This window comes from Streptomyces sp. NPDC001070, assembly GCF_053598835.1.
In genome coordinates this window covers 59,759-84,233 of the sequence record NZ_JBSFLB010000011.1, presented here as the reverse complement: position 1 = coordinate 84,233, position 24,475 = coordinate 59,759, and the positions used below count along the sequence as shown (strand labels likewise).

Genomic DNA, 24,475 nt, shown 5'->3' with positions numbered 1-24,475 from the left:
TGGAAAAGGCAAGTGGAGGCGACTCGATGGACATGGCAGCGCACACCGGACGGGAGTTCTGGCGCGGAGTGCTCGTCAAGGGCGGGTTCACCGCGATCCCCCGCTGGACCCGCGAACCGGTCACCGGCGCGGCCGAGCACGTGGTGGCGGTCCCCGACGGCCTCACGGCGTCCGTGCGCCGGGTGGCGGACGAGGTCGCGGTGCCGCTGGGCTCGGTGCTGCTGGCCGCGCACGCCAAGGTGCTGTCCGTCCTGTCCGGCGAGGGCGAGGTCGTGACCGGGTACGTCGCCGCGGGCGGCGTGGTGCTGCCGTGCCGGCTGTCGGCCGGCCCCGGCTCGTGGCGGGCCCTGCTGCTCGACGCGCACGGTGCCCAGTCACAACTGCTGGCGTTCCAGGACTTCCCGGTCGACGCGCTCCGCAAGGAGCTGGACGTGGCGGAGCCCCTGTTCGAGACGGTCCTCGACCTCTCCGGCGGTGCCATCTACCCGGCCCCCGGCACCGTGCTGTGGGTGAGCGTGTCGGACCGAGACGGCAGGCTCGCGCTGCGGCTGCGGTACCGCACCGACGTGCTGGACGAGGACGCCGCCGCGCGTCTGGCCGGTTACCACCTGGCCGCGCTGGCGCGGATCGCCGCGGACCTGGACGCCGAGCACACCCGCAAGGGTCTGCTGTCGGCGGAGGAGACCCGGCTGCAGCTGAAGGGGATGGCCGGACCGCACCGGAAGCTGCCGGACCGGCGGATGCACGAGCTGTTCGAGGAGCGGGCACGGGCGCATCCGGAGGCGGTCGCGGCCGTCCACGGGGACCGCCAGTGGACCTACGGGGACCTCAACGCCCGCGCCAACCGCCTGGCCCACGCCCTGCTGGCGCGCGGCCTGGAGCGCGAGGGCGTGGTCGCGGTGGTCACCGGGCGGAACCTGGACTGGCTGGCGGCCGTGCTGGCGGTCCTCAAGGCCGGCGGTGCCTATCTGCCGATCGAACCGCACTTCCCGGCGGGCCGGATCAGCAACATCCTGACCCGGGCCGAGTGCCGCCTGGTGCTGACCGAGCGCGGCAGCACCGCCACGCTGGACCGGGCCCTGTCCGCGCTCCCCGAGGTGCAGCGGCTGCCGGTCGAGGACGCCTACGCCGAGGACCACCCGAGCGACGACCCGCGGGTGCCCGTCGCCCGCGACCAGCTCGCGTACATCTACTTCACCTCCGGCTCGACCGGTGAGCCCAAGGGCGCGATGTGCGAGCACGCGGGCTTCCTCAACCACCTCTACGCCAAGATCGACGACCTCGGCATCGCCGAGGGCCACGTGGTCGCCCAGACCGCCCCGCAGTGCTTCGACATCTCGCTGTGGCAGCTGGTCTCGGCGCTGCTCGTGGGCGGGCGGACCCTGCTGGTGGAGCAGGAGACGATCCTGGACGCCGACCGCTTCCTCGACAGGATCGTGGAGGGCCGGGTCAACGTACTGCAGATCGTGCCCTCGTACCTGGACGTCGTCCTGTCCGGTCTGGAACGCCAGCCGCGCGAACTGCCGGACCTGCGGTGCGTGTCGGTGACCGGCGAGGCCCTGAAGAAGGACCTCATCGAGCGCTGGTTCGCGGCGCAGCCCCGCATCAAGCTGGTCAACGCCTACGGGCTGACCGAGACCAGCGACGACACCAACCACGCGGTGATGGACCGCGTCCCGGACACCGACTGGGTCCCGCTGGGCCGGCCGGTCAACAACGTGCGGATCTACGTCGTCGACGAGCACCTGTCCCCGGTGCCCCTGGGCGCGCCCGGTCTGATCGTGTTCTCCGGGGTCTGCGTCGGCCGCGGCTACATCAACGACGCCGAACGCACCCGGCAGGCGTATCTGACCGATCCGCACCACGCCGGCGAGCGGCTGTACCGGGGCGGCGACTACGGCCGCTGGCACCCGGACGGCACGCTGGAGTTCCTCGGCCGCAAGGACCACCAGGTCAAGATCCGCGGGTTCCGCATCGAGATCGGCGAGATCGAGAACACGCTGGTCCGCACGCCCGGGGTCCGCGACGGCGCGGTCGTCGTCACGGACGACGGCAGCCAGCTGGTGGCCTTCTACTCGGGCCCCGCGCCCCTGGATGCGGACGTGCTGCGCGGCCACCTGGCCGCGTCCCTGCCCTCCTACATGGTGCCCGCGGCCTTCCACTGGAAGGACGCTCTGCCGCTGACCGCCAACAGCAAGATCGACCGGAAGGCGCTGGCGGCGCTCGCCGCGGAGGCGGCCTCCGCCGAGCCGGACCGCCAGGCGCCGGGCACCCCCGCCGAACGGCGGCTGGCGATCGCGTGGTCGACGGTGCTCGGCATCCCGGAGGAGCGGATCGGGCGCCTGGACCACTTCTTCGACCGCGGCGGCACCTCCCTGTCCGCCGTGCGGCTGGCGATCCTGCTGGACCGCGCCATCTCCTTGAAGGACGTCACCGCCCACCCCGTCCTCGCCGAGCTGGCCGAGGTGGTCGACGGCAGGTCGCCGGACCGGCCCGGGCTGCTGCAGGCCCTGTCGGAACCCGACGGCGAGCCGCACGGCGCCCTGGTGTGCTTCCCGTACGCGGGCGGCAACGCGGTGAACTTCCGGCCGATGGCCGAGGCCCTGCGCCCGGCCGGGTGCGCGGTGTACGCCGTCGAACTGCCCGGCCACGACCCGGCCGCCCGCAGCGAGCCCTTCGCCCCGATGGCGGAGGTGGTCGACGCGGTCGTCGAGGAGATCACCGGCCGCGGCCTGACCCGGATCCTGCTGTGGGGCCACTCCGCGGGCACCGCCCTCGCGGTGGAGACCGCACGGCGGCTGCAGGAACGGGGCGTGGAGGTCCAGCGCGTATTCCTCGGCGCGCAGTTGCCCGGCGACGCCGCCGGGCGGCGCGCCGCGGCCACCGCGCTGACCGGGCGCAGCGACGCCGAGCTCGCGGCGGAGCTGAGCGGCGACAGCGGCTACAGCCAGCTCGGCGAGCTGGACCCGCTGCGCGCCGAACATGTGGCCGCCGCCTACCGCCACGACTGCGTGGCGGCCCACCGGTACTTCGCCGACGCCCTGGACTCCGCACCGCCCGTGCGGCTGTCGGCGCCGGTCACCGTGGTCGTCGCCGCCGACGACCCGCACACGGCGGACCACTCCCGCCGCTACCGCGAGTGGCAGCAGTTGGCCGAGCACGTCGACCTGTACGAGCTCGCCCGCGGCGGCCACCACTTCCCCCGTACCTGCCCGGACGAGGCGGCGCTGGCGGTACTTCGCGCCGCCGAACTCCTGGCCTCCCCATGAACGGCATCCGAGAGGAGACAGAGTTGTCGACCTCAGCTACCCCTCCGTCCCTGCTCGACCTCGAGCTGCGGCCCGGATCACCCCCGATCCTGCGGGCCGGAACCGTCGAGGACCCGGCGGGCTGGGCGGACGGGCACCGCGACGCACTGCGCGCCGTCGTCGCCGAGCACGGCTCGGTCCTGATCCGCGGTCTCGGCCTGGCCGACGCGGACACGGCCGGCGGCGTCGTACGGCGACTGGCCGGCCGCCTGACGGCCGAGAAGGAGGCCTTCGCGTCCCGGCGGACCTACGCCGAGGGCGTGTACTCCTCCTCGAACTGGCCGCCCAACCAGCCCATGTGCATGCACCACGAACTGAGCTACCGGCTCGAGTTCCCCGGCATGATGATGTTCGCCTGCCTGACCGCACCGGAGAAGGGCGGGGCGACGGCGGTGGCCGACGCGCCGACCGTGCTCGCGGCACTGCCACCGGAACTGGTGGAGCGGTTCGAGCGGGAGGGCTGGCTGCTCACCCGCAGCTACAACGACGAGATCGGGGCGACCGTCGCCGAGGCCTTCGGCACGGACGACCGGTCCGCCGTCGAGGACTACTGCCGCGCCAACGCCATCGCGTTCGAGTGGCAGCCCGACGGCAGCCTGCGCACCCGCCAGCGGCGCAGCGCAGTCGTGCGCCACCCGGTCACGGGCCGGCGCTGCTGGTTCAACCAGATCGCGTTCCTCAACGAATGGACGATGGACCCCGAGGTGCACGAGTACCTCGTGGACTTCTACGGCGCCGACGGCCTGCCGTTCAACACCCGCTTCGGCAACGGCGACCCCATCGGCGCGGACGTCGTCCAGCTGCTCAACTCCGTCTACGAGGCGCACACCGCCCGCGAGCCGTGGCAGGCCGGCGACCTGATGCTCGTCGACAACATCCGCACCGCGCACAGCCGGGAGTCCTACGAGGGGCCCCGTGAAGTGCTGGTGGCCATGGCCGACGCGGTGCACCTGGCCGACTGCTCCCCGACCGTCGAGGTGACCACGGGATGACCGCCAACCGCCCAGCCGCCCAGGGTTCCGCGCCGTCCGGGCCGCTCACCGTACCGCCGTTCGCGGTGGTACCCGGTGTCCAGGTCCAGCGCGCGCTGCAAGGGCGCGAGAAGCAGATCACGGAGCTGGTGGAGACCACCTACCGGCTGCACTCGGCCGGTGACTCGGTGAACCCGCCGTCGTACTTCCTGCGGTTCCCCGACCGTCCCACCGCGCGGATCATCGCCCTGCCCGCCTCCATCGGCGGCGAGGTGCGCGTGGACGGCCTGAAGTGGATCTCCAGCTTCCCGGAGAACGTGGCGGAGGGAATCCCCAGGGCCTCGGCCGTGCTGATCCTCAACGACCACGACACCGGATACCCGTTCGCCTGCCTGGAGAGCTCGATCATCAGCGCCACCAGGACGGCGGCGATGGCGGCGCTGGCGGCCGACCGCCTCAGCCGCCCCGACCGGCGCCCCAAGCGCGTCGGATTCATCGGGACGGGGCTCATCGCCCGGTACATCCACACCTTCCTGGCCGGCAACGGCTGGTCCTTCGACGAGATCGGCGTGCACGACCTGTCCGCCGAGAGCGCCAAGGGTTTCCGCGGCTACCTTGAACAATCGGGCGCCTCCGGACGTATCACTCTGTACGACGACCCCGGGCAGGCCATCCGCACCAGCGATCTGGTGGTCTTCGCGACCGTCGCCGGGCAGCCGCACGTGAAGGACCTGTCCTGGTTCGGGCACAACCCGCTCGTGCTGCACATGTCGCTGCGCGACCTCACGCCGGAGATCGTGCTCGCGTCGGCGAACATCGTCGACGACGTCGAGCACTGCCTGAAGGCGGACACGTCGCCGCACCTGGCGGAGCAGCAAACGGGCAACCGCGACTTCCTGGCGGGCACGCTGGACGACGTGATCGCCGGACGGGTGGCGGTACGGGACGACCGGCCCGTGGTGTTCTCGCCGTTCGGCCTCGGGGTCCTCGACCTGGCGGTCGGCAAGTACGTCTACGACGAGGTGGTGCGCTCCGGCGAGTTGCGCGTCATCGACGACTTCTTCCACGAACTGCGCCGGTACGGATGAAACGCCGCGACCCCGCCCCCGCGACTCCAGGCCCCCGGACCTGGGCCCGGGCCCCCGACGGCCGGGCGGACACGGCACCGGACAACGAGGAGACCCATGCGGCAGTACCTCCGGGAGAGACCCACCGTCCAGCCAACCGAGCTCATCAGTGCAGGACACAGCGGCCGCTGACGCGGCGCTCCCCCTACTGGACGGGAGCTCCGCTGCAGATGAGGAGGCCATCGTGACAGTCATATCCGTTCCCCAGGCCTTCAACGAGGAAGAGCTCTTCGTCGACCTCCGGTCGATCTTCGGGCACCCGCTCTTCCTCAAGTGCGAGGGCTTCAACTTCGCCGGTTCGATCAAGCTCAAAGCCGCGACCGAGATGGTGGAGACCGCCGAGCGGGAGGGGATCCTGACTCCGGAGTCGATCCTGGTCGAGTCCTCGTCCGGCAACCTGGGCGTGGCACTGAGCATGATCGCCGCCAGCAAGGGCTACCGGTTCCTGTGCGTCACCGACGCGCGCTGCAACCTGTCGACCCGGTTGCTGATGAAGGCCCTGGGCAGCCAGGTGCACATCATCTCCGGTCCGGACGCCCACGGCGGCTACCTCGGCGCGCGGCTGGACTTCGTTCGCGCGCTGTGCGCCTCCGACGACCGGTACGTGTGGCTGAGCCAGTACACCAACCCGGGCAACTGGCGGGCGCACTACCGTACGACCGCGCCGGAGATCGCCAAGCAGTTCCCCGAGCTGGACGTCCTGTTCGTCGGGGCCGGCACCACGGGAACGCTGATGGGCTGCGCCCGCTGGTTCCGCGAGTGGTCGCGGCCGGTGCGGGTCGTCGCGGTGGACAGCGTCGGGTCGGTGACCTTCGGCGGCGCGCCGGGTCGACGGATGATCCCCGGGCTGGGCATGAGCGTCCACCCGCCGCTGCTCGACGAGTCCTTCGTGGACGAGGTGGTCCTCGTCGAGGAGGCGGACACCATCCGTGCCTGCCACCGCCTGGCCCGCCGCGGTTTCCTCTTCGGCGGCTCCACGGGCACCGTGGTCAGCGGCGCGATGGACTGGCTGGAGGAGAACGGCTCCCCCGACCTCACGGCGGTGGCGATCGCGCCGGACCTCGGCGAGCGCTACCTCGACACCATCTACCAGAGCAACTGGCTGCAGGACCTGTACGGCGAGGACATCCTCGAACCCGACGAGCGGGCCGACACGTCCTGGGCCGACCCCGCGTGGGCGGCGGCGGCCGAAGCCGCCTGGGCGACCGCGCCCGCGGCGCCCCCCGCCGAACCCGCGGCGACGCCGTCGGGCTCCCCGGACGGCCAACTGCACTGACGCGCCGACGGCAGTGCCGTGCGCGTCGATCACCTGCTGCTGCGGCGGTCCCCGACCGCCGCAGCAGCACGTCCGCGGGGGGGGCCGGGTCCGCAAGAGGCATTCGGGTCACGTGCACTGAGTAGATCCGCAGCGCGGATATGAGCACGCGTGCTCATCCCCCGACCCGGGCACCTCCGTAGCTCGTGAGCACGTTCGGTAACGCCACCTGGGACTCAGGGGGAACCTGCGATGACCCGCCGCGCCGCCACCGCTCTGGCACTGTCCGCCGCCACTCTGCTGATCGCCGCGGGGGCCGTTCCCGCCACCGGCCCGCAGTCCGAAGCCTCGACCGAAGCCTGGGTCGGACCCGGCGTCGCCGAGACCTGGGCCGGCCCCGGAGCCACCACCGAGGCCTGGGTCGGACCCGGCGTCGTCCGAGCCTGAGCAAGCCCGGCGTGACGGCGGTGGGCCGGCGTCGGACCTCGACGCCGGCCCCGGGTTCAAGTCCGAACCCGGCGTGCACGGAGTGCCGGAGCCCTGGCGGTTCGGCCGGTACCGGGACGGGACCCGGGCACCGCGCTCCCGGGTCCCGCTGACGCTCGTCACTGCCCGCCTGCGCCCCCCTCCCCGCCCAACTCGCCCTTTCACGGCAAGCGTTACCGGTGGTATGTCATGCCCATGACTACCGATCGCACCCGCTTCGTCTCCCTCCCCCGCGCCGGCGCGGTGGCGGCCGCCGTCCTGGCGGTGACCGTGCCCGCGCTGCCCCCCGCGGCCGGCGCACCCGCCGGCGCCGCCGCCGCGCCCGGCGGCACGTTCTACGTACAGAGCGCCGTCAACGGCCTCAACGCCTCGGACAGCGGCGGTTCCGTGGCCCTGCACCGCCCCAAGGGTAACGAGGACCGCCAGCAGTGGACGGCCGTCGCCGTGTCCGGGGGCCAGGAGCTGCGCAGCGCCGACGACACGAACCACTGCCTGGGGCGCTCCGGTGCCGAGGCCGCGATCGTGGCGTGCGGCGGCACGAACGCGGCGTGGGAGGTCACGGCGGCCGGCGACGGCACCTACGCCCTGACCGTGCCGGGCAGCGCGGACCGCCTGACGCTGGCCGACGCGCCGAGCGGGGGCGTGTATCCCGATGGCCCGCGCGTCGGCGCCGCGGGCCCGCTTTCCCGCTGGTACCTCACGCCCGCCCCGCTCCCCCGCGCCGCCATGCCGCCCGCCGACCGGCGCACCCTGGACCAGGTCACCTTCCTGACCGCCCACAACGCCTACGCAAACGGCGTCGACGGCGGCTTCGCCCCGCCCTTCGTGAACTTCTTCCCGAACCAGTCGCGCGGCATCGTGCAGCAACTGAACGACGGCGTCCGGGGCTTCATGATGGACATCCACCAGACCCCGGACGGCGCGATCCTCTGCCACAACAGCTGCACGCTCGTCAGCCGCCCTGTCGCGCTCTGGGTGGACCTGCAGCGGATGGTCGACTTCCTCAAGCAGCACCCTGGGCAGTTCGTCACCGTCTTCCTGGAGGACTACGTCTCCCCCGAGGTGCTGCGCTCCGAACTCGCCCGGGTGAACGGCCTGTACGACGTGCTCTACCGCCCCGACCAGGAGGGCGTGCGTGAGCACGGCTGGCCCGCCATGGCCGACCTCGCGGCGCGCGGCAAGCAGCTGATGATCTTCAGCGACAGGACCCGCGGCTCGGACGCCGATCTGAAGCGCGACAGTTTCGGCGTGATGTACCAGCAGGAATGGACCGTGGAGAACTACTGGTCCATGGGCTCCGGCGCGAGCACCTCCGACTGGTCCTGCTACAGCCGCTGGTACGGCGCCGGGGTCAACGTCCCGCTCACCCGCGAGGAGCCCGGCTTCCGGCCGCTCTACGTCATGAACCACTTCCGTGACGCGACCATCGCCGGCACCGCCGCCACCGACAACGGCAAGCTGCTCAACCGCGTCCAGAACTTCTGCGAGCCCGCCGCCCGGAAGAAGCCGACGTACGTGGCCGTGGACCGCTACGACCTGGGCTCGCCCCAGACCGCGGTCGACCAGCTCAACGGCTACACGGTGGTGCCGTAGCCATGGCGACCTTATCGAGCCGGCCCCTGACGGCCGTGGCCGCCGCGTTCCTCACCCTCCTCGGCCTGCTCACCCCCGCGTCCGCGGCCGCCCGGGACCCCGAGCCCTCGGCCTCCGCCGCTCCCGCCACCGCCCTCGCCGCGTCCTGGGCCCCGCCGCTCAGCACCCGCGGACGGTACATCGTCGATGCCGACGGCAACCGCTTCAAACTGAAGTCCGGCAACTGGCACGGTGCCAGCGGCACCTGGAACGGCTCCGGCGACACCGCGGACCCCGCCAACCACCACGCGGGCGAGGACTCCGGCCGCATGCCGCTCGGCCTGGACCGGGCACCGATCGCCGAGATCCTCTCAGGCTTCGCCGAGCTCGGCATCAACAGCGTCCGGCTGCCGTTCTCCAACGAGATGATCCACGACACGGTCCCCGTCACCGACGCGGCGGTCGCCGCCAATCCGCGGCTGCGCGGCAGGACCCCGCTGCAGGTGTACGACGCCGTGGTCGCCGCCCTCACGGACGCGGGCTTCGCCGTCATCCTCAACAACCACACCAACACCACCCGCTGGTGCTGCGGTGTGGACGGCAACGAACGCTGGAACGCCTCTCAGAGCACGGCCGCCTGGGAGTCGGACTGGCTGTTCATGGTGCGGCGCTACCAGGACAACAAGCGCGTCGTCGGCGCCGACCTCTACAACGAGGTGCGCCGCTCCGTCTGGGACGACCCCAACTGGGGCCTCGGCGACGACCACGACTGGTTCGCCGCCTCGCAGCACCTGGGGGACCGCATCCTCCAGGAGGCCAACCCCGATCTGCTGATCATCGTCGAGGGCATCAACTGGACCGGCCTCCCCATCGACGGTTTCGCCCACGACCGCCCAACCCTCGAGCCCGTGCAGCGCCTGTCCCACACCCTCGTGCGATCCGGGAAACTCGTGTACTCCGCGCACTTCTACGGCTACACCGGCCCCCGTCACAGCGGCGCCACCGGAATCGGCGAGACCCACGACCCGCGCTACAGCGACCTGAGCCGCGACGAGCTGTACGCGGAGCTGCGCCGGCAGGCCTTCTACGTGTCCTCGGACAGCGGACGGCACTACACCGCGCCGCTGTGGATCAGCGAGTTCGGCGTCGGCGGCCGGGACGAGACGAACGAGAAGTCCCGTGCGTGGTTCGCGAACTTCACGGACTTCCTGATCCAGACCGACACCGACTTCGCCTACTGGCCGCTGGTCGGCTGGCACGAGAACCGTCACGGCAACGGCTGGGCGCTCCTGCACTGGGACGCCGCCGGCCACCGGATGGGCCTCTACGACGGTGACGACTGGCGGGCGGAAGCCTGGACCCGGCTCGTCGGCGCCACCGGACGCACCGGGTACGTCGCCCCCGTCGCCCGCTGGTCGATGCTCAGCCCGGACCACGGCGACTTCGTCCAGAGCCTGCGCATGCGCGCCCGCCCGGACTGGGACCCCGGCGCCCGCAAGGCCGCCTGCCCGGACGGGCAGCGGCTGATCGGACTGGCCCACACCGGCAACCGCGGTCTGTGCACCGACACCGGCACCGGCGACCTGTGGGCCTCCTCGGGCGCGTACCAGGTCGTCACGGACGAGCGCTACGTCCCCTCCGGCGGCGACTGGGCCTCGGGGTACACCAAGCTCCAGTGCCCGGCCGGCTCGTTCCTGTCCGGCTACGCCGTCCGCGGCGCGGCCGTGTCCAGCGCCCTGTGCGCCACCGCGGGCACGGCCCTGGGCGGCGCCGGGCGCACGGTGTGGTTCGACCGCGGCGACAACCGCCCCGCGTCGGGCGGCGGCGGTGACTTCGCGTACGGCAGTTACAAGGGCCAGTGCGCGGACGGCGAGTACGCGGCGGGCATCGCCTACACCGGCCGCCTCGGCTCGTCCCGTACGCCGGACGCGCTCTACTGCCGGTCGCTCCCGTAGCGGCGAGCGGGCCGTGCCGCCGCCCACCGCGCCCCTGTGGCGGTGGGCGGCGGCACGGGGTCCTGTCAGGCGCCGGGGACGGTGTCCCCGGCCGCCCCGTGGAGTACGTGCACTCCCTGTATCGCGGTGACCGCTACCGCATCGTCCCGCGGCTGTCGCGCGCGGGGGCCGCACCGGCCGGCCTCCCCGTCCCGGCCGGGCACCACCCGGGCATGCCACCGGACGAGCGCGCCGCTCCGGCCGGCACGCTCGCCCACGTGGTGGGGGACGTACAGCCCCGCGGATGAGCACCCCAAAGGCGTACACACGTGCGGCGGTCAGACCCTATGATCACTCCGCCCCGGTGTCCGCCGGGGCCGCGCACGACCCGAGACAGGCCATCCACGATGTCCAGCAAGCCCCCCAAATCCCCCTTGTTGCTCGCCCGCTGCGCGCAGGCGGCGATAGGCGCGGCCGCCGTCCTGGACGTGTTCCGGGCGATCTATCTGCGGAACCGCTTCCTGCATCCCATGGACGCGGACCGGCACACCTCGGCCGTCCTGTCCCAGATCTTCATCTATGCGATCGACCTCGCGATCGTGTTCTTCCTCGTCTGGCTCGCCCGGGCACGGCACAACGCGCAGGCGCTGTCCCCCCAGGCCCAGGTCCCGACCCGGGGCTGGACGATCGGCGCGTGGTTCGTCCCACTGGTCAACCTCTTCGTCCCGCGGCGATTCCTCCTCGACATCGGGCGCGCGAGCTCGACGGCATGGCGGGAGTCGCAGGGCAGGACGCTGGTGAACCTCTGGTGGGCGGCATGGCTCGGGCACCTGCTCGCGCTTCTGGTGACCGGCAGTCTGGTACCGGGGTCGCTGGCCCTCCTCCTCGTTGCGGAGACGTGCATGATCGCCGCTGCCGTGCTGCTGTGCATCCTCATCGAGCGCATTACCACGCTCCAGAGCGCCGCGCTCGGTGCCTCGGTTCCCCTCTCCCCCCTCGCGCAGTCATGAGGCAGGCTGCATCCATGACCGGCTACGACATAGTGCGGGTCTTCTGCGGACCCGACGGCGTCCACGGCGACCGGCTCGCCGTGGTGCGTGACGGAAGCGCCGTCACCGACGAGCAGGACCGCGTCGCGTTCGCCCGGCGATCGGGCTTCGCCGAGACCGTGTTCGTCGACGACCCCGAGCGGGGCATCATCGACATCCGCTCCGCGGACGGGCGGCTGCCCTTCGCCGGCTCCCCCTGCATGGGCACCGCCTGGCTGCTGGACGCTCCGGAACTGATCACCCCCGCCGGCGTCGTGGGCGTGCGCCTCGACGGCGAGTTCACCTGGCTCGAGGCGAGCCCCGCCTGGGCGCCGCCCCGCACGCTGCGCCAGTACGACTCGCCCGAGGAGGTGGACGCGCTGCCCGTCCCGCCGCCCGGCGAGTGGCTCTACGCGTGGGCCTGGGAGGACGAGCCCGCCGGACGGATCAGGGCCCGCGGCTTCCCGGGCCGCGGCGACGGCGTCGACGAGGTCGACGCGACCGGCTCGGCGGCGCTGCTGCTCACCGACCGCCTCGACCGCGCCCTCAACATCGCCCAGGGCCGCGGCTCCCAGATCCTGACCGCCCCCGCACCGGACGGCCTGATCGAACTCGGCGGCCGCGTCCACCTGGAGCGCGCCGTCCCGGGCACCCCCACGAGGTCCCGCCCGCCGATCACCCTCGGCACCACGGTCTCGTCCCGCCGCCGCATCCATCTGCTGGACCTCTGACCGCGCACCCCGCCCGCGGCGATACGAGGCGGGGGCGCTCCCTGTCGGCACGGCGTACTCGCTACCTTGGCGGCATGACGATGCACAGGACCCGCCCCGTGAGTGTCGACGCGATGATCGAGGACCTCAGGACACTCGTCGAAGTCGAGTCCCCGTCACGTGACGCCGACGCCCTGACGGCGTCGGCGAAAGCCGTCGCCGCCGTCATCGAGCAGCGCCTTGGCGGGCAGGCCGTGCTGATCGAGAGCGAGGCCGGGCCGCACGTCCACTGGTCCGGCGGCGGCAGCCCCAAGGTGCTGCTCCTCGGGCACCACGACACGGTGTTCCCGCTCGGCACCCTCGAACGCCGCCCGTTCACGGTCGACGACGGGCACGCCACCGGACCCGGGGTCTTCGACATGCTGGGCGGTCTGGTGCAGGCCGTCCACGGCGTGGCGCTGCTCGGCGACCGGTCGGGCGTCGAGATCCTGGTGACCTCCGACGAGGAGGTCGGCTCCCGTTCCTCGCGGGCCCTGGTCGAGGAACGGGCGCTCGCGTGCGGCGCCGTACTCGTCTTCGAGGGCGCGGCCGAGGACGGGGCCTTGAAGACGGCCCGGAAGGGCTGCGGCACGTTCGAGGTCACCGTCACGGGCCTGGCGTCGCACGCGGGCCTGGAACCCGACGCGGGGGTCAACGCCCTGATCGAAGCCTCGTACCAGGTGCTGGACATCGCGGCACTCGGACGACCCGGCATCGGGACGACCGTCACTCCGACCGTGGCGTCGGCGGGCACCCTGGACAACGTCGTTCCCGCCGAGGCCACCATCGTCGTCGACGTCCGTGTCGAGACGGCCGACGAGAAGGAGCGCGTCGAATCCGCGTTCAGGGCTCTGGCCCCGCACCTCGACGGGGCGGATATCTCGGTCCGGGGAGGCGTCAACCGGCCCCCGATGCCGGAATCGTCCTCCGCCGAGCTCTTCAAGGTGGCGAAGCGGCTGTGCCCCGGTCTCGAAGGCAGGGCGGTCGGCGGCGGAAGCGACGGCAACTTCACCGCCGCCCTCGGGGTGCCGACGCTCGACGGCCTGGGAGCGGTCGGCGGCGGTGCGCACGCCGACCACGAGTACCTCGTGATCGGCACGATGGCCGAGCGGGCGAACCTCGTCGCCGGCCTGGTGGACGCGATCCGCAACGCGTAGGAGACCCATGGCCGGCGCGGGGGCGCCGACGAGGGCACCCCCGGTCACGCCACGGGGCGTGCCCGCGCGATGATGTCCTCCGCCCGTACCCCCTGGGCCCCTTCACCACTGAGAGGACACCGTGGCCACCCCGGTCCAAGCCGCCCCCATCGCAGACGAGCACACCGACATCGTGACGCCCTCCGCCTGGGCGGTCCTCCTCTGGAACGATCCGGTCAACCTGATGTCGTACGTGGTGCGGACCCTCGTCCGCGTCCTGTCGGTCAGCGAGGACGAGGCTGAACGCCTCATGCTGCTGGCCCACACGCACGGGAAGACCGCCGTCTTCAGCGGCGGCCGCGAGGAATGCGAGGTCATCGCCACGCGGCTGATGTCGGCGAGCCTGTGGGCCACAGTGCGCCATGGGTGACGCCGAACTCACCGTCGACGGCGACACCGTCGTCGTCCGACTGCGGGACCCGTTGCGGCGCGTACTGCTGGAACTGGCCGACCTGCTCGGCGCCGAGGCGGCGCCCGTCCACGGCGGCCCCGAAGGCGTGGTGGAGTTGACGGAGGAGGCGGCCGGCGATCCCCTGCGGCGCTGGGAGGCCGACTCGGCGGCGCAGTCCATCCGCGACCGCCTTGCCGGCCGGATCGCCGATGCCGATGCCGCCGTCCGGGACGCGCTGACCCCGCCCGGGCCGGTTCAGGTGCGGCTCGGACATGAGACGGCGGAGCTGTGGCTGGAGTGGCTCAACCGCCTGTACGTCGCGGTCCGGGCCCATGAGCTGGGTTCCCTCGAGGTGGGCGGGGGCCAGCGCCTGGTCATCAGGGGCAGTGGGCTGCGGGAGCCCGGCGCCGGCCTTCCGGAGGGCTTCGGTCCTGCCGGTGCGGCCGTGGGCCGGCTCCTGACGCGGCTGATGGACGCCCTCGACGAGCGGGACCGCGGCCGGTAGGCCACCGGCACGACCCGCGGTCTCAGGAGATGTCGGCGCTGCCCTCGCGGTAGACCTTCGCCGAGGCGATCCGGCCGCCGTGGAGCTCGTAGAAGGCGGCGATGGGGTAGGTCCGCACCTCGCCGTCGTACGTCAGGGTCTCGGTCATCTGGCAGGCGGCGCGGCTGCCTTCGGCGATGAGGTCCCTGACCTCCAACGTGGGCAGCAGCCCGCGCATGGCCTCGTCGAAGAGCTCGGTCAGCGCGGCGCGGCCGCGCACCGTGGTCGTGCCGGTGCTCCACACGGCGTCCTCGGTGAAGCCGGCCAGGAGCGCGTCCAGGTCGCGGGCGTTGAAGGCCCGTATGTGCTCACGCACGGCCGCTGCCGCGTCGGTCGCTGTCACGGCGCCAGTGTGCCAGGGCCCCGCCGGGGCCGACCTGGCGGGGTCGGCCCCGGCGGGGCGGGCGAGGGGCGCCGCGGTCAGTTGACGCTGACGGCGGACCAGGCGGCGGCCACGGCGGCGTATTCGGCGCTGGACGCGCCGTAGAGGTCGGTGGCTGCCTTGAGGGTGGCGGTGCGGGCGCCCGCGTAGTTGGTGCCGGAAGTCATGTAGACGGTGAGGGCGCGGTACCAGATCTTGCCCAGCTTGTCGCGTCCGATGCCGCCCACGGTGGAACCGTTGCAGGTGGGGCTGTTGTAGCTGACGCCGTTGATGGTCTTGGCGCCGCTGCCCTCGGCGAGCAGGTAGGCGAAGTGGTTGGCCACACCGGAGGAGTAGTGGACGTCCAGATTGCCGACGCCCGAGCTCCAGCAGTCGGCGGAACTGCCGTCCTTGGAGGGCTTGTCCATGAAGCGCAGCGCGGGCTTGCCGAAGCCGGACTTCACGATGCGCTCGCCGATGAGGTAGTCGCCGGTGTCGGAGGTGTTGCCCGCGTACCACTCGACCAGCGTGCCGAAGATGTCCGAGGTGGCCTCGTTGAGGCCGCCGGACTCGCCGGAGTAGGTGAGGTTGGCGGTGCGCGAGGTGACGCCGTGCGACATCTCGTGTCCGGCGACGTCGAGGGCGACCAGCGGGCCGAAGGTGCTGCCGTCACCGTCGCCGTAGGTCATGCAGAAGCAGCTGTCGTCCCAGAAGGCGTTGTTGTAGTTGCTGCCGTAGTGGACGCGGTTGTACGAGCCCTTGCCGTCTCCGGCGATGCCGTTGCGGCCGTGGACGGTCTTGTAGTAGTCCCAGGTCTCGTCGGTGCCGTACTGGGCGTCGACGGCGGCCGTCGCCCGGTCGGCGGTGGTGCCGGTGCCCCAGTGGTTGTCGGCGTCGGTGAAGAGGACCGCGGGGGCGCGGGAGAAGCAGATGCCGAAGATGCACGCGTCGGTCTTGTTCTGCGCGTCGCCGGTGTAGGTGTTGCCCCGGGTCGGGTCCTTCAGCTGGTACGTGCTGCCGCTGAGGGTGGTCTCCAGGGACACGGTGCCGCCGTAGAGGGACTGGCCGTCGCCCGTGGCGGTCTCCAGGGCGTCCCAGGCGTCGATGCGGGCTCCGGTGCGGGCGTCCGTGACGACGACGCGGGCGGCGGGGTTGCCCAGGCTGTCCAGGCCGACGGCGGTGGTCCGCCAGGCCAGGCGCGGGGTGCCGTGCAGGGCGTCCACGACGAGCCGGGGCTTGGCCTTGGCCTGCCGGAAGGCGGTTCCTCGGTGGGCGGAACGCAGCGCCGCCAGGCCCTTGTCGGCGGCGGTGGCGGCCTTGACGGCGGGAGTGGTGCTCGGCACGGCCAGGTCGGAGCGGGTGGCCCGCTCGGCGCCCTCGTACGCCCCGCCCGGCGCGAGGTGGACGACGAGGTCGCCGCCGAGCACCGGCAGTCCGCGGTAGGTCCGGTCGTACCGCACGTGCTGGGCGCCGTCCGCGTCGGTGACGACGTCGCGTACGGTGCGGCCCTGCGCGGAGGTGATCGCGAGCCGGGCCGCGTTCGCGGTGACGGCGGCGTCGGCGCGGGCGACGCCGGTGGCCCGGGAGGGAAGGTCACGGCCGAGCGCGGACACCGCGGACGGGGTCAGCAGGGCGGTGATGAGTGCGGTCGCGGCCGTCGCCGCGGATATGACGGTCGCGGCGCGTCTGGTACTGGGCTGCATCGTGCTCCTCCGGTGGGGGCGTGCGCGGTCCCCGCACCGGTGTCCGGCCGCGGCGGGGCGGGCCAGGGTGCGGAGATGATGCGGAGCCAGATTTAAGTGCCCATGACATCCGGATGTCCAGAGCGCACCCACAGTCCACACACAGGAATCAGCCAAAGCACACGTGCCGCGCACGCGGCGGGCGCGGGCGGCACCCCCGTACCGCCCGCGCCCTGCCCCCGCAGGTCAGCTCCCGCCGAACGCCCCGTGCCGCCCCGCCCCCGCCGAGAAGCGCGCGGCGCCCTCCCCCGCCTCGGCGAGGGAGATCCGGCCGTGCCGCAACTCCGCCTCCAGCGCCGCCGTCTCGTCCTGACCCTCGGCCTCCAGCACCGCGAGCCGGTCGTGCCGAACGCACGTCTGCGGGAAGGCCGCGATCTCCGCGGCGAGCCGTTCGGCGGCGGCACGCGCCTCCCCCGTCGGCACGACCCGGTTGACCAGCCCGATGGCGTAGGCCTCGGCCGCGTCGACCGGACGCCCCGTCAGGACCAGGTCCATCGCGCGCGACGTGCCGATCAGCCGCGGCAGCCGCACCGTCCCGCCGTCGATCAGGGGCACGCCCCAGCGCCGGCAGAACACCCCGAGCACGGCGTCCTCCTCTGCGACCCGCAGGTCGCACCAGAGGGCCAGCTCCAGGCCGCCGGCCACCGCGTGACCCGAGATCGCGGCGATGACCGGCTTGCCCAGCCGCATGCGGGTGGGCCCCATGGGGCCGTCCCCGCCGCCCGTCACCTCGGTCACCTCGTTGCCGCGCGGGGTGCCGATGGCCTTGAGGTCGGCACCCGCGCAGAAGGTACCGCCCTCGCCCCACAGCACGGCGACCGAGGCGCCGGGGTCCTCGTCGAACTCGCGGAAGGCATCGGCCAGTTCGCGTGCGGTCGGGCCGTCGACGGCATTGCGCGCCCGGGGGCGCGAGAGCACCACCGTGGTGACGGGTCCGCTGCGCTCGACGCGTACGGGCATGGCCTGTTCCCTCCGCCGTTGATCACCTCTGCCGGTTCAGGAGAGGTTATCGCCGTGGGTCAGGGTCTCCCAGGCGACGAAGAGGTTGTTGCTCCCGGCCGGGCGCTGCGCCTCGGTCAGGGCCTGGGTGTTGGTCATGGCGTAGCCGAGCCGGTTGTGCATCGCGTTGTATCCGACCTCGGTGACCGGTCCGAGGCCCAGGTTGAGGCTGCCGCCGCACAGCCATGACGGCACCGCCTCGCCACGCTGGTACTTGGACTGGAAGCCCAGCGCCTGCCGCAGCCGCTCGCCGACCTGCGGGTAGAGGTCCTCACCCTGGATGCGGCTGGTCTCGGCGACGTGCGAGATCGCGGAGATGCCGTATCCGGTGTGCGTGAAGTCGCGGCAGGTCTCCTGGGTCAGTCCGGTCACGAAGGTGGACTGGCCCTGCCAGTAGCCGACGATCTCGTCCCGGGTGTCGAGACCGCTGCCGGGCACGGTCTTCGGCAGCGCGCCGTCGCTGTCCAGGTAGACGTACGCCGCGACGCGGTTGAGGTAGCGCGTGACGGCCTTGTCGTAGGAGGCGCGGTCGTCGAGGAAGACGGAGATGCCGACGGCGGCCTCCATCATGCTCAGTTCCCAGTTGCCGTTGCTCTTGGAGCCGTTGATGACCTCGGGAAGGTAGACGTCGCGCAACATGGTGGCGAAGCGGTTCACGTTCGGCCAGCTGGTGTACGTGTAGCGGATGATCTCCGCCGCACGCGGCCACACCGAGCCCGCCCAGCCGGTCTGCAGCGGGGCGTTGCTGTTGGTGTGGTCGGTGATCGTGGCCGACCAGGCGTCCATCAGCTGGATCGCCTTCTGCGCGTACGTGGCGTCACGGGTGATGTACCAGGCCAGCGCGTTGGTGTAGGCCGCGATCGCGTCCTCGCGCTCGTCGGTGCAGCCGTAGTTGGGGTTGGAGTAGGAGCCGCACTCGACGACCGCGCGCGGCTTGGGAGTGCGCGACTGCGAGGCGTACGCCGACGCCATCATCTGGTCGTACGCGGCCTTCCAGGGCTGCGCCCCCGCCTGCACCTTGCCCCGCACGAAGTCGAGTTGGGCACGGCTGACCAGGACGCCGGGGTGGGTGAAGGCGGTCGGCGCGGCACTGGCGCGACCGCTGCCGGACAGTGCGGACAGGAGGGCGGCGACCAGCGCCGCGATGAGGGCGAAGATGCCCTTGGAGAGGAGACCTTGCGATCTGTGGGACATGGGGGGACGCCTTCCCAGGAGACGGCACGTTCACATGGATGAACTATGAATGCACCCGTGAACACTGCGATTGACGGAAGACGGTAGGACTAGACCAATACGCCGTCAAGTCCCTTGACTGGCAAGGCTGATACCTGTCACGTCGCCGCGCGCGGCCAAGGGGCCGGGACGAGCCCGACGGGCACGTATCTGACCACCCCTCATCCGGCGGCGCTCCGCTGGCGGCGTCGCCCCCCTTCCCCCAGGCTCGATACGCACTCGCCCATCCCGAAGGGGTCCCCATGGAACTGCACCTCCAGGACAAGGTCGCGGTGGTCACCGGAGCGGGCCGGGGCATCGGTCTGGCGGTGACGGAGGCACTCGCGCGCGAGGGCGTCCGCGTCGTCGCGGGCAGCCGCAGCGCCACCCCCGAGACGGAGGCGCTCCGCGACGCCTACGAGGTGACCCCCGTGGCCGTCGACCTCTCCACCCCGGACGGCCCCGCCGCGCTCGTGCAACAGGCCGCGGAGCGCTACGGAGCCGTCGACATCCTGGTCAACAACGTGGGCGCCGGGATCTCCCGCGGCGGGTTCCTGGAGGTGGACGACGCGGAATGGCAGCGCGTCTTCGAGATCTCCTTCTTCAGCGCGGTCCGCACCGCCCGGGCCGCGCTCCCCCACATGCTGGAGGCGGGCGGCGGCGCGATCGTGAACATCACGTCCGTCAACGCCCGCCTCCCCTTCCCCATGGTCGTGGACTACTCGGCCGCCAAGGCCGCGCTGGCGAACCTGACGAAGTCGCTGTCCGAGGAGTTCGCCCCGCGGGGCGTCCGCGTCAACGCGGTCGCCCCCGGCCCGGTCCGTACGCCCTTCTGGACCGCCCCGGGCGCCTTCGCCGACCAGACGGCCGCGGCGGCCGGGACCACGGCGCAGGAGGCCCTGGACGAGGTCGTGCCGCGCAGCATGGGCATCTCCACCGGGCGGGTCACCGAGCCCGAGGAGGTCGCCGCCCTGGTCGTCTTCCTCGCCTCCCCCGTCGCCGGCAACGTCACGGGCGCCGAGTTCACCATCGACGGCGGCCAGATCAAGACGACCTGACGCCGCGGCAGAGGATCAGCGGGACGGGGAAACGGAGAATACGGGGGCGGCCGACCCCGTCCCACGAGTCGGCCGCCCCCTCACAGGGCTCTCCCCCACGGTGAACCCCGTGGCCTTTGGTCACGGCATCGGCGTCAGAAGGCGAAGACGCCGGCCGTGTCGCTGCCGCGCAGCATGCACGGGTTGCCGAAGGCGCGGGCGAAGGTGACGCGCCGGCCCTCCCACACCCCGTCGGCGGTGACCACGACCGGGTCCCAGACCCGGGTGCACGCCACGCCCGCCGCGTCGCCGATCAGGGCCGCGAAGTCCCCTTGGGCCGCGACGAGTTCCGCGCAGGCGGCCGCGGGGTCCGGGTGGTCGCCGTACGCTGTCGGCTTGCACCGCAGCACCACCGCGCGCTGTATCGTCGCCGTCGCGGGGTCCTCTCCCTTCCCCACGGACAGGACGAGCGCGGACGGCGCGTACAGACTCGTCGTTCCGGTCGGCCGGGCTTCCGCCGAGCCGGCCGCGGCTCCCGCCGAACACACCGCCGCCACCAGGGCCAGGCAGGTCCCCACCGCACTGAACCGCATAGCGAACACTCCTTCGGCACTCGATCCGGATATCGGACGTCGAGGAGTCTTGTGCATCGAACGCCCGCTCGTCACATCGCTCCGCGACTTTCGGTCACCGGTTGTTCACAGTGTGTACTATCCGTTGTGTCGCACTTGCGGGGGGCTGGGCGTCCGGGTGAATGGACTCATCGGAGCCGAGGGCTCCGTGAAAGCGCCTTCACGCATCGACACACCGCCTCCACATCGGCCGGAAAGCGGCGGGCCGCCGCCGTGTTCTGCATACGGCGGCGGCCCGTCCGGAGAGTGCCGGAGGGGTGCCCAGGGGTCTGCGGGGCGCCCGCGGGGCGTCAGCCGGTGTAGCCCGCGAAGATCCGCGAGAACTCGTAGGGCGACTGCGGGATGTTGGTGCACATGTACAGCGCGCCCGTGCACGCGTTGCGGTCCCGCGTGGTCTCCCAGAAGGCGAGCATGCCGAGGTGCTTGCCCTGGGCGAAGCCCACCAGCTGGCGGGCGTCGGACTGGTCGTAGATGTGGCCGTCGTCGTTCTGGCCGAGCATCGGCGTCACGCCGACCATGGCCCACACCTGGGCGTCGGTCTTGTTCGGGTACAGGGACTTGAGCTGGGCGAAGGTGCTGTTGGCCGCCTGGACCGCCGCGTCGCCGTAGTCGGCGCTGCGGTAGTAGTCCATGGCCATGATGTTGACGACGTCGAGGTTGACCCCGGCGTCCCGGGCCGACCGCACGACGGCCAGTCCGTCCGCCGTCAGGCCCTCCGGCAGGACGGGGAGGGTGAGCGAGATCCGCAGCCCCGGATGGGCCTGCTGGAGCCGGGCCAGGGCCTGGGACCGGCGGCCGACGGACGCCGGGTCCGCGGTGGCGGCGCCCTCGATGTCGAAGTCGGCGTATGTCAGCCCGTAGGCGTTGACCACCGCGTTGTACTCGGCGTACAGCGCGTCGACGGTGCCGCAGGCCTGGGCGAGTTCGATGCCGGAGGCGCCGCCGAAGGAGATCTTGACGTCACCGCCGGCCGCGCGGATCGCGTCGATCTGGTCCTTGCCCCACGCGTCGCGCGGGTCGTAGGCGTTGAACCACATCGCCTTGCAGGACGAGGCGGTGATGAAGGCCATGGTGAAGCTCTTCAGTCCGCTCGCCGAGGACAGCGTGGTCAGACTCGGCGTCGGCCAGGCGCCCATGTCGACGTACGGCGCGGTCCGCACACCGTCCGGGGGCGGGTTGGTGCCGCCGGAGGTGGTCGTCCCGCCGGCGGCGGCGCTGTACGCGGAGGTGTTGCCCGCCGCGTCCTTGGCGCGGACGCGGAAGGAGTACGCCGTGCTCGCCGCGAGCCCGGTGGCGGTGAACGAGGTGCCGGTCACGGCGACGGGCGTGCCGCCGTCCCGGGAGACCTCGTAACCGGCGACGCTGCCGGAGTCGTCGGTGGAGGCCGTCCAGCGCACGGTGAGGGACGAGGAGGTGGCCGAGCCGACGGTCACCCCGCCGGGGACGCTGGGCGCGGTGGTGTCGGAGCCGCCGCCGCTGCCCGTGCAGGAGCCGCCGTTGAGCTTGCAACCGGTGGGCGAACCGCTGCCGGAGGAGACCCAGCCGAAGGCGGCGGTGGCGCCGGGTGCGAGAGTGCCGTTGTACTCGCGGTTCTTGAAGGTGTAGTGGCTGCCGCTCTGCGTGAGCAGGGCGTCCCAGTACGAGCCGACGCTCGTCCCTGACGGCAGGTCGAACTCCACGGTCCACCCGCTGAGGGTCGTGGTGCCGCGGTTGGTGATCGTGTACTGCCCCTGGTAGCCGGTGTCCCAGGTGGACGTCTTGACGAAGGCCGCGGTCGGGGCGGCCGCGGCGGCGGGCGGGGCGAGGAGCAGGACGAGCGCTCCGACGAGCGCGGTGACCAGGGCCAGAGTTCTTCGCATCCGGGCCTCCCGTGGGGGGAACACGCGGTTGGTCTGTACCAAACGCATCTGGTATAGACCTATCGATTTGATGCGTCCGCGTCAATACAGCGAACGCTTCCACCGGACCGCCCAAATCGTGGACGGCGACGGGCGGACGGCACCGCCGGATCGGCGCCGCATCCTCCCCGCGCCCGGCGCCGCGACGGCCCGCCCGGCGGCGATCGGGTGAACCGGCGGCCGGGCCGCACCCTTGTACGCCCGGGGGGAAGGCATCATCGCTGAAGGCCGGGGCCGGTGCTCCCCCTCCCCGATCGTGCCGGGCGGCCCGGAGGTCGTCATGCACATCCTGCTCGTGGCGTCGGCGTTCAACAGCCTGACGCAGCGTGTGTACGCGGAACTCGGCGAGCTGGGCCACACCGTCGCCGTGGAGGTGACACCGGACGGCGACGCCATGCGTGCGGCGGTCGCCCGCCACGAGCCGGAACTCGTCGTCGCCCCCATGCTCAAGGCGGCCGTCCCCCCGGACGTCCGGTCCGCCCGCACCTGCCTGATCGTGCACCCGGGGCCACCCGGCGACCGCGGACCCGCCTCACTGGACCGGGCCGTGCAGGAGGGCGTCGCCGAATGGGGTGTGACGGTCCTTCAGGCCGAGGAGGAGATGGACGCGGGCCCGGTCTGGGCCTCGGTGCGCTGCGCCGTGCCCCCGGTCGGCAAGAGCGACCTGTACCGGGGCGAGATCTCCGACGCGGCGATGGAGGCCGTCCTGCTGGCGGTCGAACGGGTCGCCTCGGGCGCGTACGTCCCCCGCCGGCAGAGCGATCCGGCCCTGGGCGCGGTCGTCCGCGCCCGCCCCGCCGTCACCCAGGAGGAGCGGCGCATCGACTGGTCGGCGGACCCCACCGCGACGGTGCTGCGCAAACTGCGCGCCGCCGACTCCCGTCCCGGCGTCCTGGACGAACTCCTCGGCGCGCGCTGGTTCCTGCACGGCGGCCACCCCGAGGACCGGCTGCGCGGCGAGCCGGGCCGGCTGCTGGCCACTCGCGCGGGCGCGGTCTGCCGGGCGACCCGCGACGGCGCGGTCTGGATCCCCCGGCTGCGCCCCCGCCCCGCGCCCGGCGGTCCGCCCACCTTCGCGCTGCCCGCCGCCACCGCCCTCGGCCCGCTGCTGCCGCCACTGCCGGAGGACCCGGTGCCGCCGGACCTCGCCGGCGACCGGGACACCTGGTCCGACATCCGCTACCGCGAGGACGGCGCGGCCGGCATCCTGTCGTTCTCTTTCGCCGGGGGCGCGATGTCCACCACCGACTGCCGCCGGCTCCTCGCGGCGTACCGCCACGCCTGCGGCCGACCCACCTCGGTGCTGGTGCTGGGCGGTGCCCGCGACGTCTTCTCCAACGGCATGGACCTCAAGGCCATCGAGGCCGCCGCGGACCCGGCCGCCGAGTCCTGGGCCAACATCAACGCCATCGACGACCTGGTCGAGGCGGTCCTCACCACCACCGACCGCCTGGTGGTCGCCGCACTCGGCGGCAACGCGGGCGCCGGCGGCGTGATGCTCGCCCTCGCCGCGGACGAGGTCTGGTGCCGCCAGGGCGCCGTGCTCAACCCGCACTACCGCCTGATGGGCCTGTACGGCTCCGAATACTGGACGTACACCCTGCCCCGCCGGGTCGGCCACGCCATGGCCGCACGCCTGACGGACCGGGCCCTCCCGGTCGGCGTGGCCGCCGCCCTGCGGATCGGCCTGGTGGACCGGCTGCTCATGTGCGGCCCGCAGGAGTTCGGCGCCGACGTCGTGCGCCTCGCGGCCCGTCTGGCCCGCACCGCCGGGACGCAGCCCCGGATCGCCGCCAAGAAGGCGGACGCCGAGCGGCGCGAGGCGGAGCGCCCGCTCGCCGCCCACCGCGCCGCGGAGCTGGCCCGCATGCGGGCGGCCTTCTTCGACCCCCACGCCCCGTACCACGCCCTCCGCTCGGCCTTCGTCCACCACCGCGCCCCGGCCGGAACCCCGCCGCACCTGCGCGAAGCACCCGCCGCCACCTGCCCCTGAGCCCAATCCCGCCATGACCCCGGGCACGGCGCTCGCCCCG

The 24,475-nt window shown here is 72.6% G+C and carries 21 protein-coding genes; 15 read left to right on the top strand and 6 right to left on the bottom strand.

Features of this window, described 5'->3' with window-relative positions:
- Nucleotides 1–26: 26 nt before the first annotated feature.
- The 13 genes from ACWDAS_RS15620 (at nucleotide 27) to ACWDAS_RS15560 (ending at nucleotide 14,522) form a co-directional block, all read left to right on the top strand.
- Nucleotides 27–3,269: a non-ribosomal peptide synthetase gene (locus tag ACWDAS_RS15620; RefSeq protein WP_450390291.1), complete on the top strand. Its 3,243-nt coding sequence runs from the start codon at nucleotides 27–29 to the stop codon at nucleotides 3,267–3,269.
- Complete coding sequence (locus tag ACWDAS_RS15615; RefSeq protein ID WP_450390288.1) at nucleotides 3,266–4,300, top strand: TauD/TfdA family dioxygenase; 1,035 nt, start codon at nucleotides 3,266–3,268, stop codon at nucleotides 4,298–4,300. Before ACWDAS_RS15620 ends, ACWDAS_RS15615 begins: the two co-directional genes overlap by 4 nt.
- Complete coding sequence (sbnB, locus tag ACWDAS_RS15610) at nucleotides 4,297–5,367, top strand: 2,3-diaminopropionate biosynthesis protein SbnB (protein WP_450390285.1); 1,071 nt, start codon at nucleotides 4,297–4,299, stop codon at nucleotides 5,365–5,367. The genes ACWDAS_RS15615 and sbnB overlap by 4 nt, the downstream gene beginning before the upstream one ends.
- 223 nt (nucleotides 5,368–5,590) lie before the next feature.
- A complete protein-coding gene (gene sbnA, locus ACWDAS_RS15605) occupies nucleotides 5,591–6,682 on the top strand; it encodes a 2,3-diaminopropionate biosynthesis protein SbnA (RefSeq protein WP_450390282.1) in 1,092 nt (363 codons plus the stop codon).
- A gap of 231 nt (nucleotides 6,683–6,913) precedes the next feature.
- Nucleotides 6,914–7,108: a hypothetical protein gene (locus tag ACWDAS_RS15600; protein WP_450390279.1), complete on the top strand. Its 195-nt coding sequence runs from the start codon at nucleotides 6,914–6,916 to the stop codon at nucleotides 7,106–7,108.
- 234 nt (nucleotides 7,109–7,342) lie between these two features.
- Nucleotides 7,343–8,740 (top strand): phospholipase, encoded by a 1,398-nt coding sequence (locus ACWDAS_RS15595; RefSeq protein WP_450390277.1) that lies wholly within the window; start codon nucleotides 7,343–7,345, stop codon nucleotides 8,738–8,740.
- Between the two features lie 2 nt (nucleotides 8,741–8,742).
- A complete protein-coding gene (locus ACWDAS_RS15590; protein ID WP_450390275.1) occupies nucleotides 8,743–10,674 on the top strand; it encodes a glycoside hydrolase family 5 protein in 1,932 nt (643 codons plus the stop codon).
- A 107-nt stretch (nucleotides 10,675–10,781) separates the two neighbouring features.
- Nucleotides 10,782–10,961 (top strand): hypothetical protein, encoded by a 180-nt coding sequence (locus ACWDAS_RS15585; RefSeq protein WP_450390273.1) that lies wholly within the window; start codon nucleotides 10,782–10,784, stop codon nucleotides 10,959–10,961.
- Between the two features lie 99 nt (nucleotides 10,962–11,060).
- Nucleotides 11,061–11,663 carry a DUF4328 domain-containing protein gene (locus tag ACWDAS_RS15580; RefSeq protein ID WP_450390270.1) on the top strand — a complete coding sequence of 201 codons (603 nt, stop codon included), beginning with the start codon at nucleotides 11,061–11,063 and terminating at the stop codon, nucleotides 11,661–11,663.
- Nucleotides 11,664–11,677: 14 nt separating this feature from the next.
- Nucleotides 11,678–12,412: a PhzF family phenazine biosynthesis protein gene (locus ACWDAS_RS15575; RefSeq protein WP_450390268.1), complete on the top strand. Its 735-nt coding sequence runs from the start codon at nucleotides 11,678–11,680 to the stop codon at nucleotides 12,410–12,412.
- A 74-nt stretch (nucleotides 12,413–12,486) separates the two neighbouring features.
- Entirely contained in the window at nucleotides 12,487–13,587 is a 1,101-nt protein-coding gene (locus ACWDAS_RS15570) for a M20 family metallopeptidase (protein ID WP_450390265.1), read from the top strand.
- A gap of 121 nt (nucleotides 13,588–13,708) precedes the next feature.
- On the top strand, nucleotides 13,709–13,996 hold the full coding sequence (locus tag ACWDAS_RS15565) for an ATP-dependent Clp protease adaptor ClpS (protein ID WP_450390264.1): 288 nt from the start codon (nucleotides 13,709–13,711) through the stop codon (nucleotides 13,994–13,996).
- Entirely contained in the window at nucleotides 13,989–14,522 is a 534-nt protein-coding gene (locus ACWDAS_RS15560) for a hypothetical protein (protein ID WP_450390261.1), read from the top strand. Before ACWDAS_RS15565 ends, ACWDAS_RS15560 begins: the two co-directional genes overlap by 8 nt.
- Nucleotides 14,523–14,544: 22 nt before the next feature.
- Here the strand turns inward: ACWDAS_RS15560 and ACWDAS_RS15555 are convergent, their stop codons facing one another.
- From ACWDAS_RS15555 to ACWDAS_RS15540, 4 genes are all read right to left on the bottom strand, one after another.
- Nucleotides 14,545–14,904, bottom strand: coding sequence for a nuclear transport factor 2 family protein (locus ACWDAS_RS15555; protein ID WP_450390258.1), 360 nt, complete (start codon nucleotides 14,902–14,904; stop codon nucleotides 14,545–14,547).
- Between the two features lie 77 nt (nucleotides 14,905–14,981).
- On the bottom strand, nucleotides 14,982–16,625 hold the full coding sequence (locus ACWDAS_RS15550) for a M4 family metallopeptidase (RefSeq protein WP_450390255.1): 1,644 nt from the start codon (nucleotides 16,623–16,625) through the stop codon (nucleotides 14,982–14,984).
- A gap of 225 nt (nucleotides 16,626–16,850) precedes the next feature.
- The gene (locus tag ACWDAS_RS15545; RefSeq protein WP_450390253.1) at nucleotides 16,851–17,624 is read right to left on the bottom strand and encodes a crotonase/enoyl-CoA hydratase family protein; all 774 of its coding nucleotides are present in this window, start codon (nucleotides 17,622–17,624) and stop codon (nucleotides 16,851–16,853) included.
- 36 nt (nucleotides 17,625–17,660) lie between these two features.
- A complete protein-coding gene (locus ACWDAS_RS15540; protein WP_450390250.1) occupies nucleotides 17,661–18,857 on the bottom strand; it encodes an alginate lyase family protein in 1,197 nt (398 codons plus the stop codon).
- Nucleotides 18,858–19,138: 281 nt separating this feature from the next.
- On the opposite strand from ACWDAS_RS15540, the gene ACWDAS_RS15535 reads away from it, so the two are divergent.
- The gene (locus ACWDAS_RS15535; RefSeq protein WP_450390248.1) at nucleotides 19,139–19,933 is read left to right on the top strand and encodes an SDR family NAD(P)-dependent oxidoreductase; all 795 of its coding nucleotides are present in this window, start codon (nucleotides 19,139–19,141) and stop codon (nucleotides 19,931–19,933) included.
- 134 nt (nucleotides 19,934–20,067) lie between these two features.
- Here ACWDAS_RS15535 and ACWDAS_RS15530 read toward each other — a convergent pair whose 3' ends face one another.
- On the bottom strand, nucleotides 20,068–20,505 hold the full coding sequence (locus tag ACWDAS_RS15530; RefSeq protein ID WP_450390245.1) for an SSI family serine proteinase inhibitor: 438 nt from the start codon (nucleotides 20,503–20,505) through the stop codon (nucleotides 20,068–20,070).
- A gap of 329 nt (nucleotides 20,506–20,834) precedes the next feature.
- On the bottom strand, nucleotides 20,835–22,403 hold the full coding sequence (locus tag ACWDAS_RS15525) for a cellulose binding domain-containing protein (protein ID WP_450390243.1): 1,569 nt from the start codon (nucleotides 22,401–22,403) through the stop codon (nucleotides 20,835–20,837).
- A 319-nt stretch (nucleotides 22,404–22,722) separates the two neighbouring features.
- Between ACWDAS_RS15525 and ACWDAS_RS15520 the strand changes: the two genes are divergently transcribed.
- Nucleotides 22,723–24,435, top strand: a complete 1,713-nt coding sequence (locus tag ACWDAS_RS15520) for a hydrogenase maturation protein (RefSeq protein ID WP_450390240.1) — start codon at nucleotides 22,723–22,725, stop codon at nucleotides 24,433–24,435.
- Nucleotides 24,436–24,475 lie beyond the last annotated feature (40 nt).

Coding starts and splice junctions, on each gene's coding strand:
- ACWDAS_RS15620 (WP_450390291.1), top strand. CDS start 27: ATGGACATGGCAGCGCACACCGGACGGGAGTTCTGGCGCGGAGTGCTC.
- ACWDAS_RS15615 (WP_450390288.1), top strand. CDS start 3,266: ATGAACGGCATCCGAGAGGAGACAGAGTTGTCGACCTCAGCTACCCCT.
- sbnB (WP_450390285.1), top strand. CDS start 4,297: ATGACCGCCAACCGCCCAGCCGCCCAGGGTTCCGCGCCGTCCGGGCCG.
- ACWDAS_RS15600 (WP_450390279.1), top strand. CDS start 6,914: ATGACCCGCCGCGCCGCCACCGCTCTGGCACTGTCCGCCGCCACTCTG.
- ACWDAS_RS15595 (WP_450390277.1), top strand. CDS start 7,343: ATGACTACCGATCGCACCCGCTTCGTCTCCCTCCCCCGCGCCGGCGCG.
- ACWDAS_RS15590 (WP_450390275.1), top strand. CDS start 8,743: ATGGCGACCTTATCGAGCCGGCCCCTGACGGCCGTGGCCGCCGCGTTC.
- ACWDAS_RS15580 (WP_450390270.1), top strand. CDS start 11,061: ATGTCCAGCAAGCCCCCCAAATCCCCCTTGTTGCTCGCCCGCTGCGCG.
- ACWDAS_RS15575 (WP_450390268.1), top strand. CDS start 11,678: ATGACCGGCTACGACATAGTGCGGGTCTTCTGCGGACCCGACGGCGTC.
- ACWDAS_RS15570 (WP_450390265.1), top strand. CDS start 12,487: ATGACGATGCACAGGACCCGCCCCGTGAGTGTCGACGCGATGATCGAG.
- ACWDAS_RS15560 (WP_450390261.1), top strand. CDS start 13,989: ATGGGTGACGCCGAACTCACCGTCGACGGCGACACCGTCGTCGTCCGA.
- ACWDAS_RS15550 (WP_450390255.1), bottom strand. CDS start 16,625: ATGCAGCCCAGTACCAGACGCGCCGCGACCGTCATATCCGCGGCGACG.
- ACWDAS_RS15545 (WP_450390253.1), bottom strand. CDS start 17,624: ATGCCCGTACGCGTCGAGCGCAGCGGACCCGTCACCACGGTGGTGCTC.
- ACWDAS_RS15540 (WP_450390250.1), bottom strand. CDS start 18,857: ATGTCCCACAGATCGCAAGGTCTCCTCTCCAAGGGCATCTTCGCCCTC.
- ACWDAS_RS15535 (WP_450390248.1), top strand. CDS start 19,139: ATGGAACTGCACCTCCAGGACAAGGTCGCGGTGGTCACCGGAGCGGGC.
- ACWDAS_RS15530 (WP_450390245.1), bottom strand. CDS start 20,505: ATGCGGTTCAGTGCGGTGGGGACCTGCCTGGCCCTGGTGGCGGCGGTG.
- ACWDAS_RS15525 (WP_450390243.1), bottom strand. CDS start 22,403: ATGCGAAGAACTCTGGCCCTGGTCACCGCGCTCGTCGGAGCGCTCGTC.
- ACWDAS_RS15520 (WP_450390240.1), top strand. CDS start 22,723: ATGCACATCCTGCTCGTGGCGTCGGCGTTCAACAGCCTGACGCAGCGT.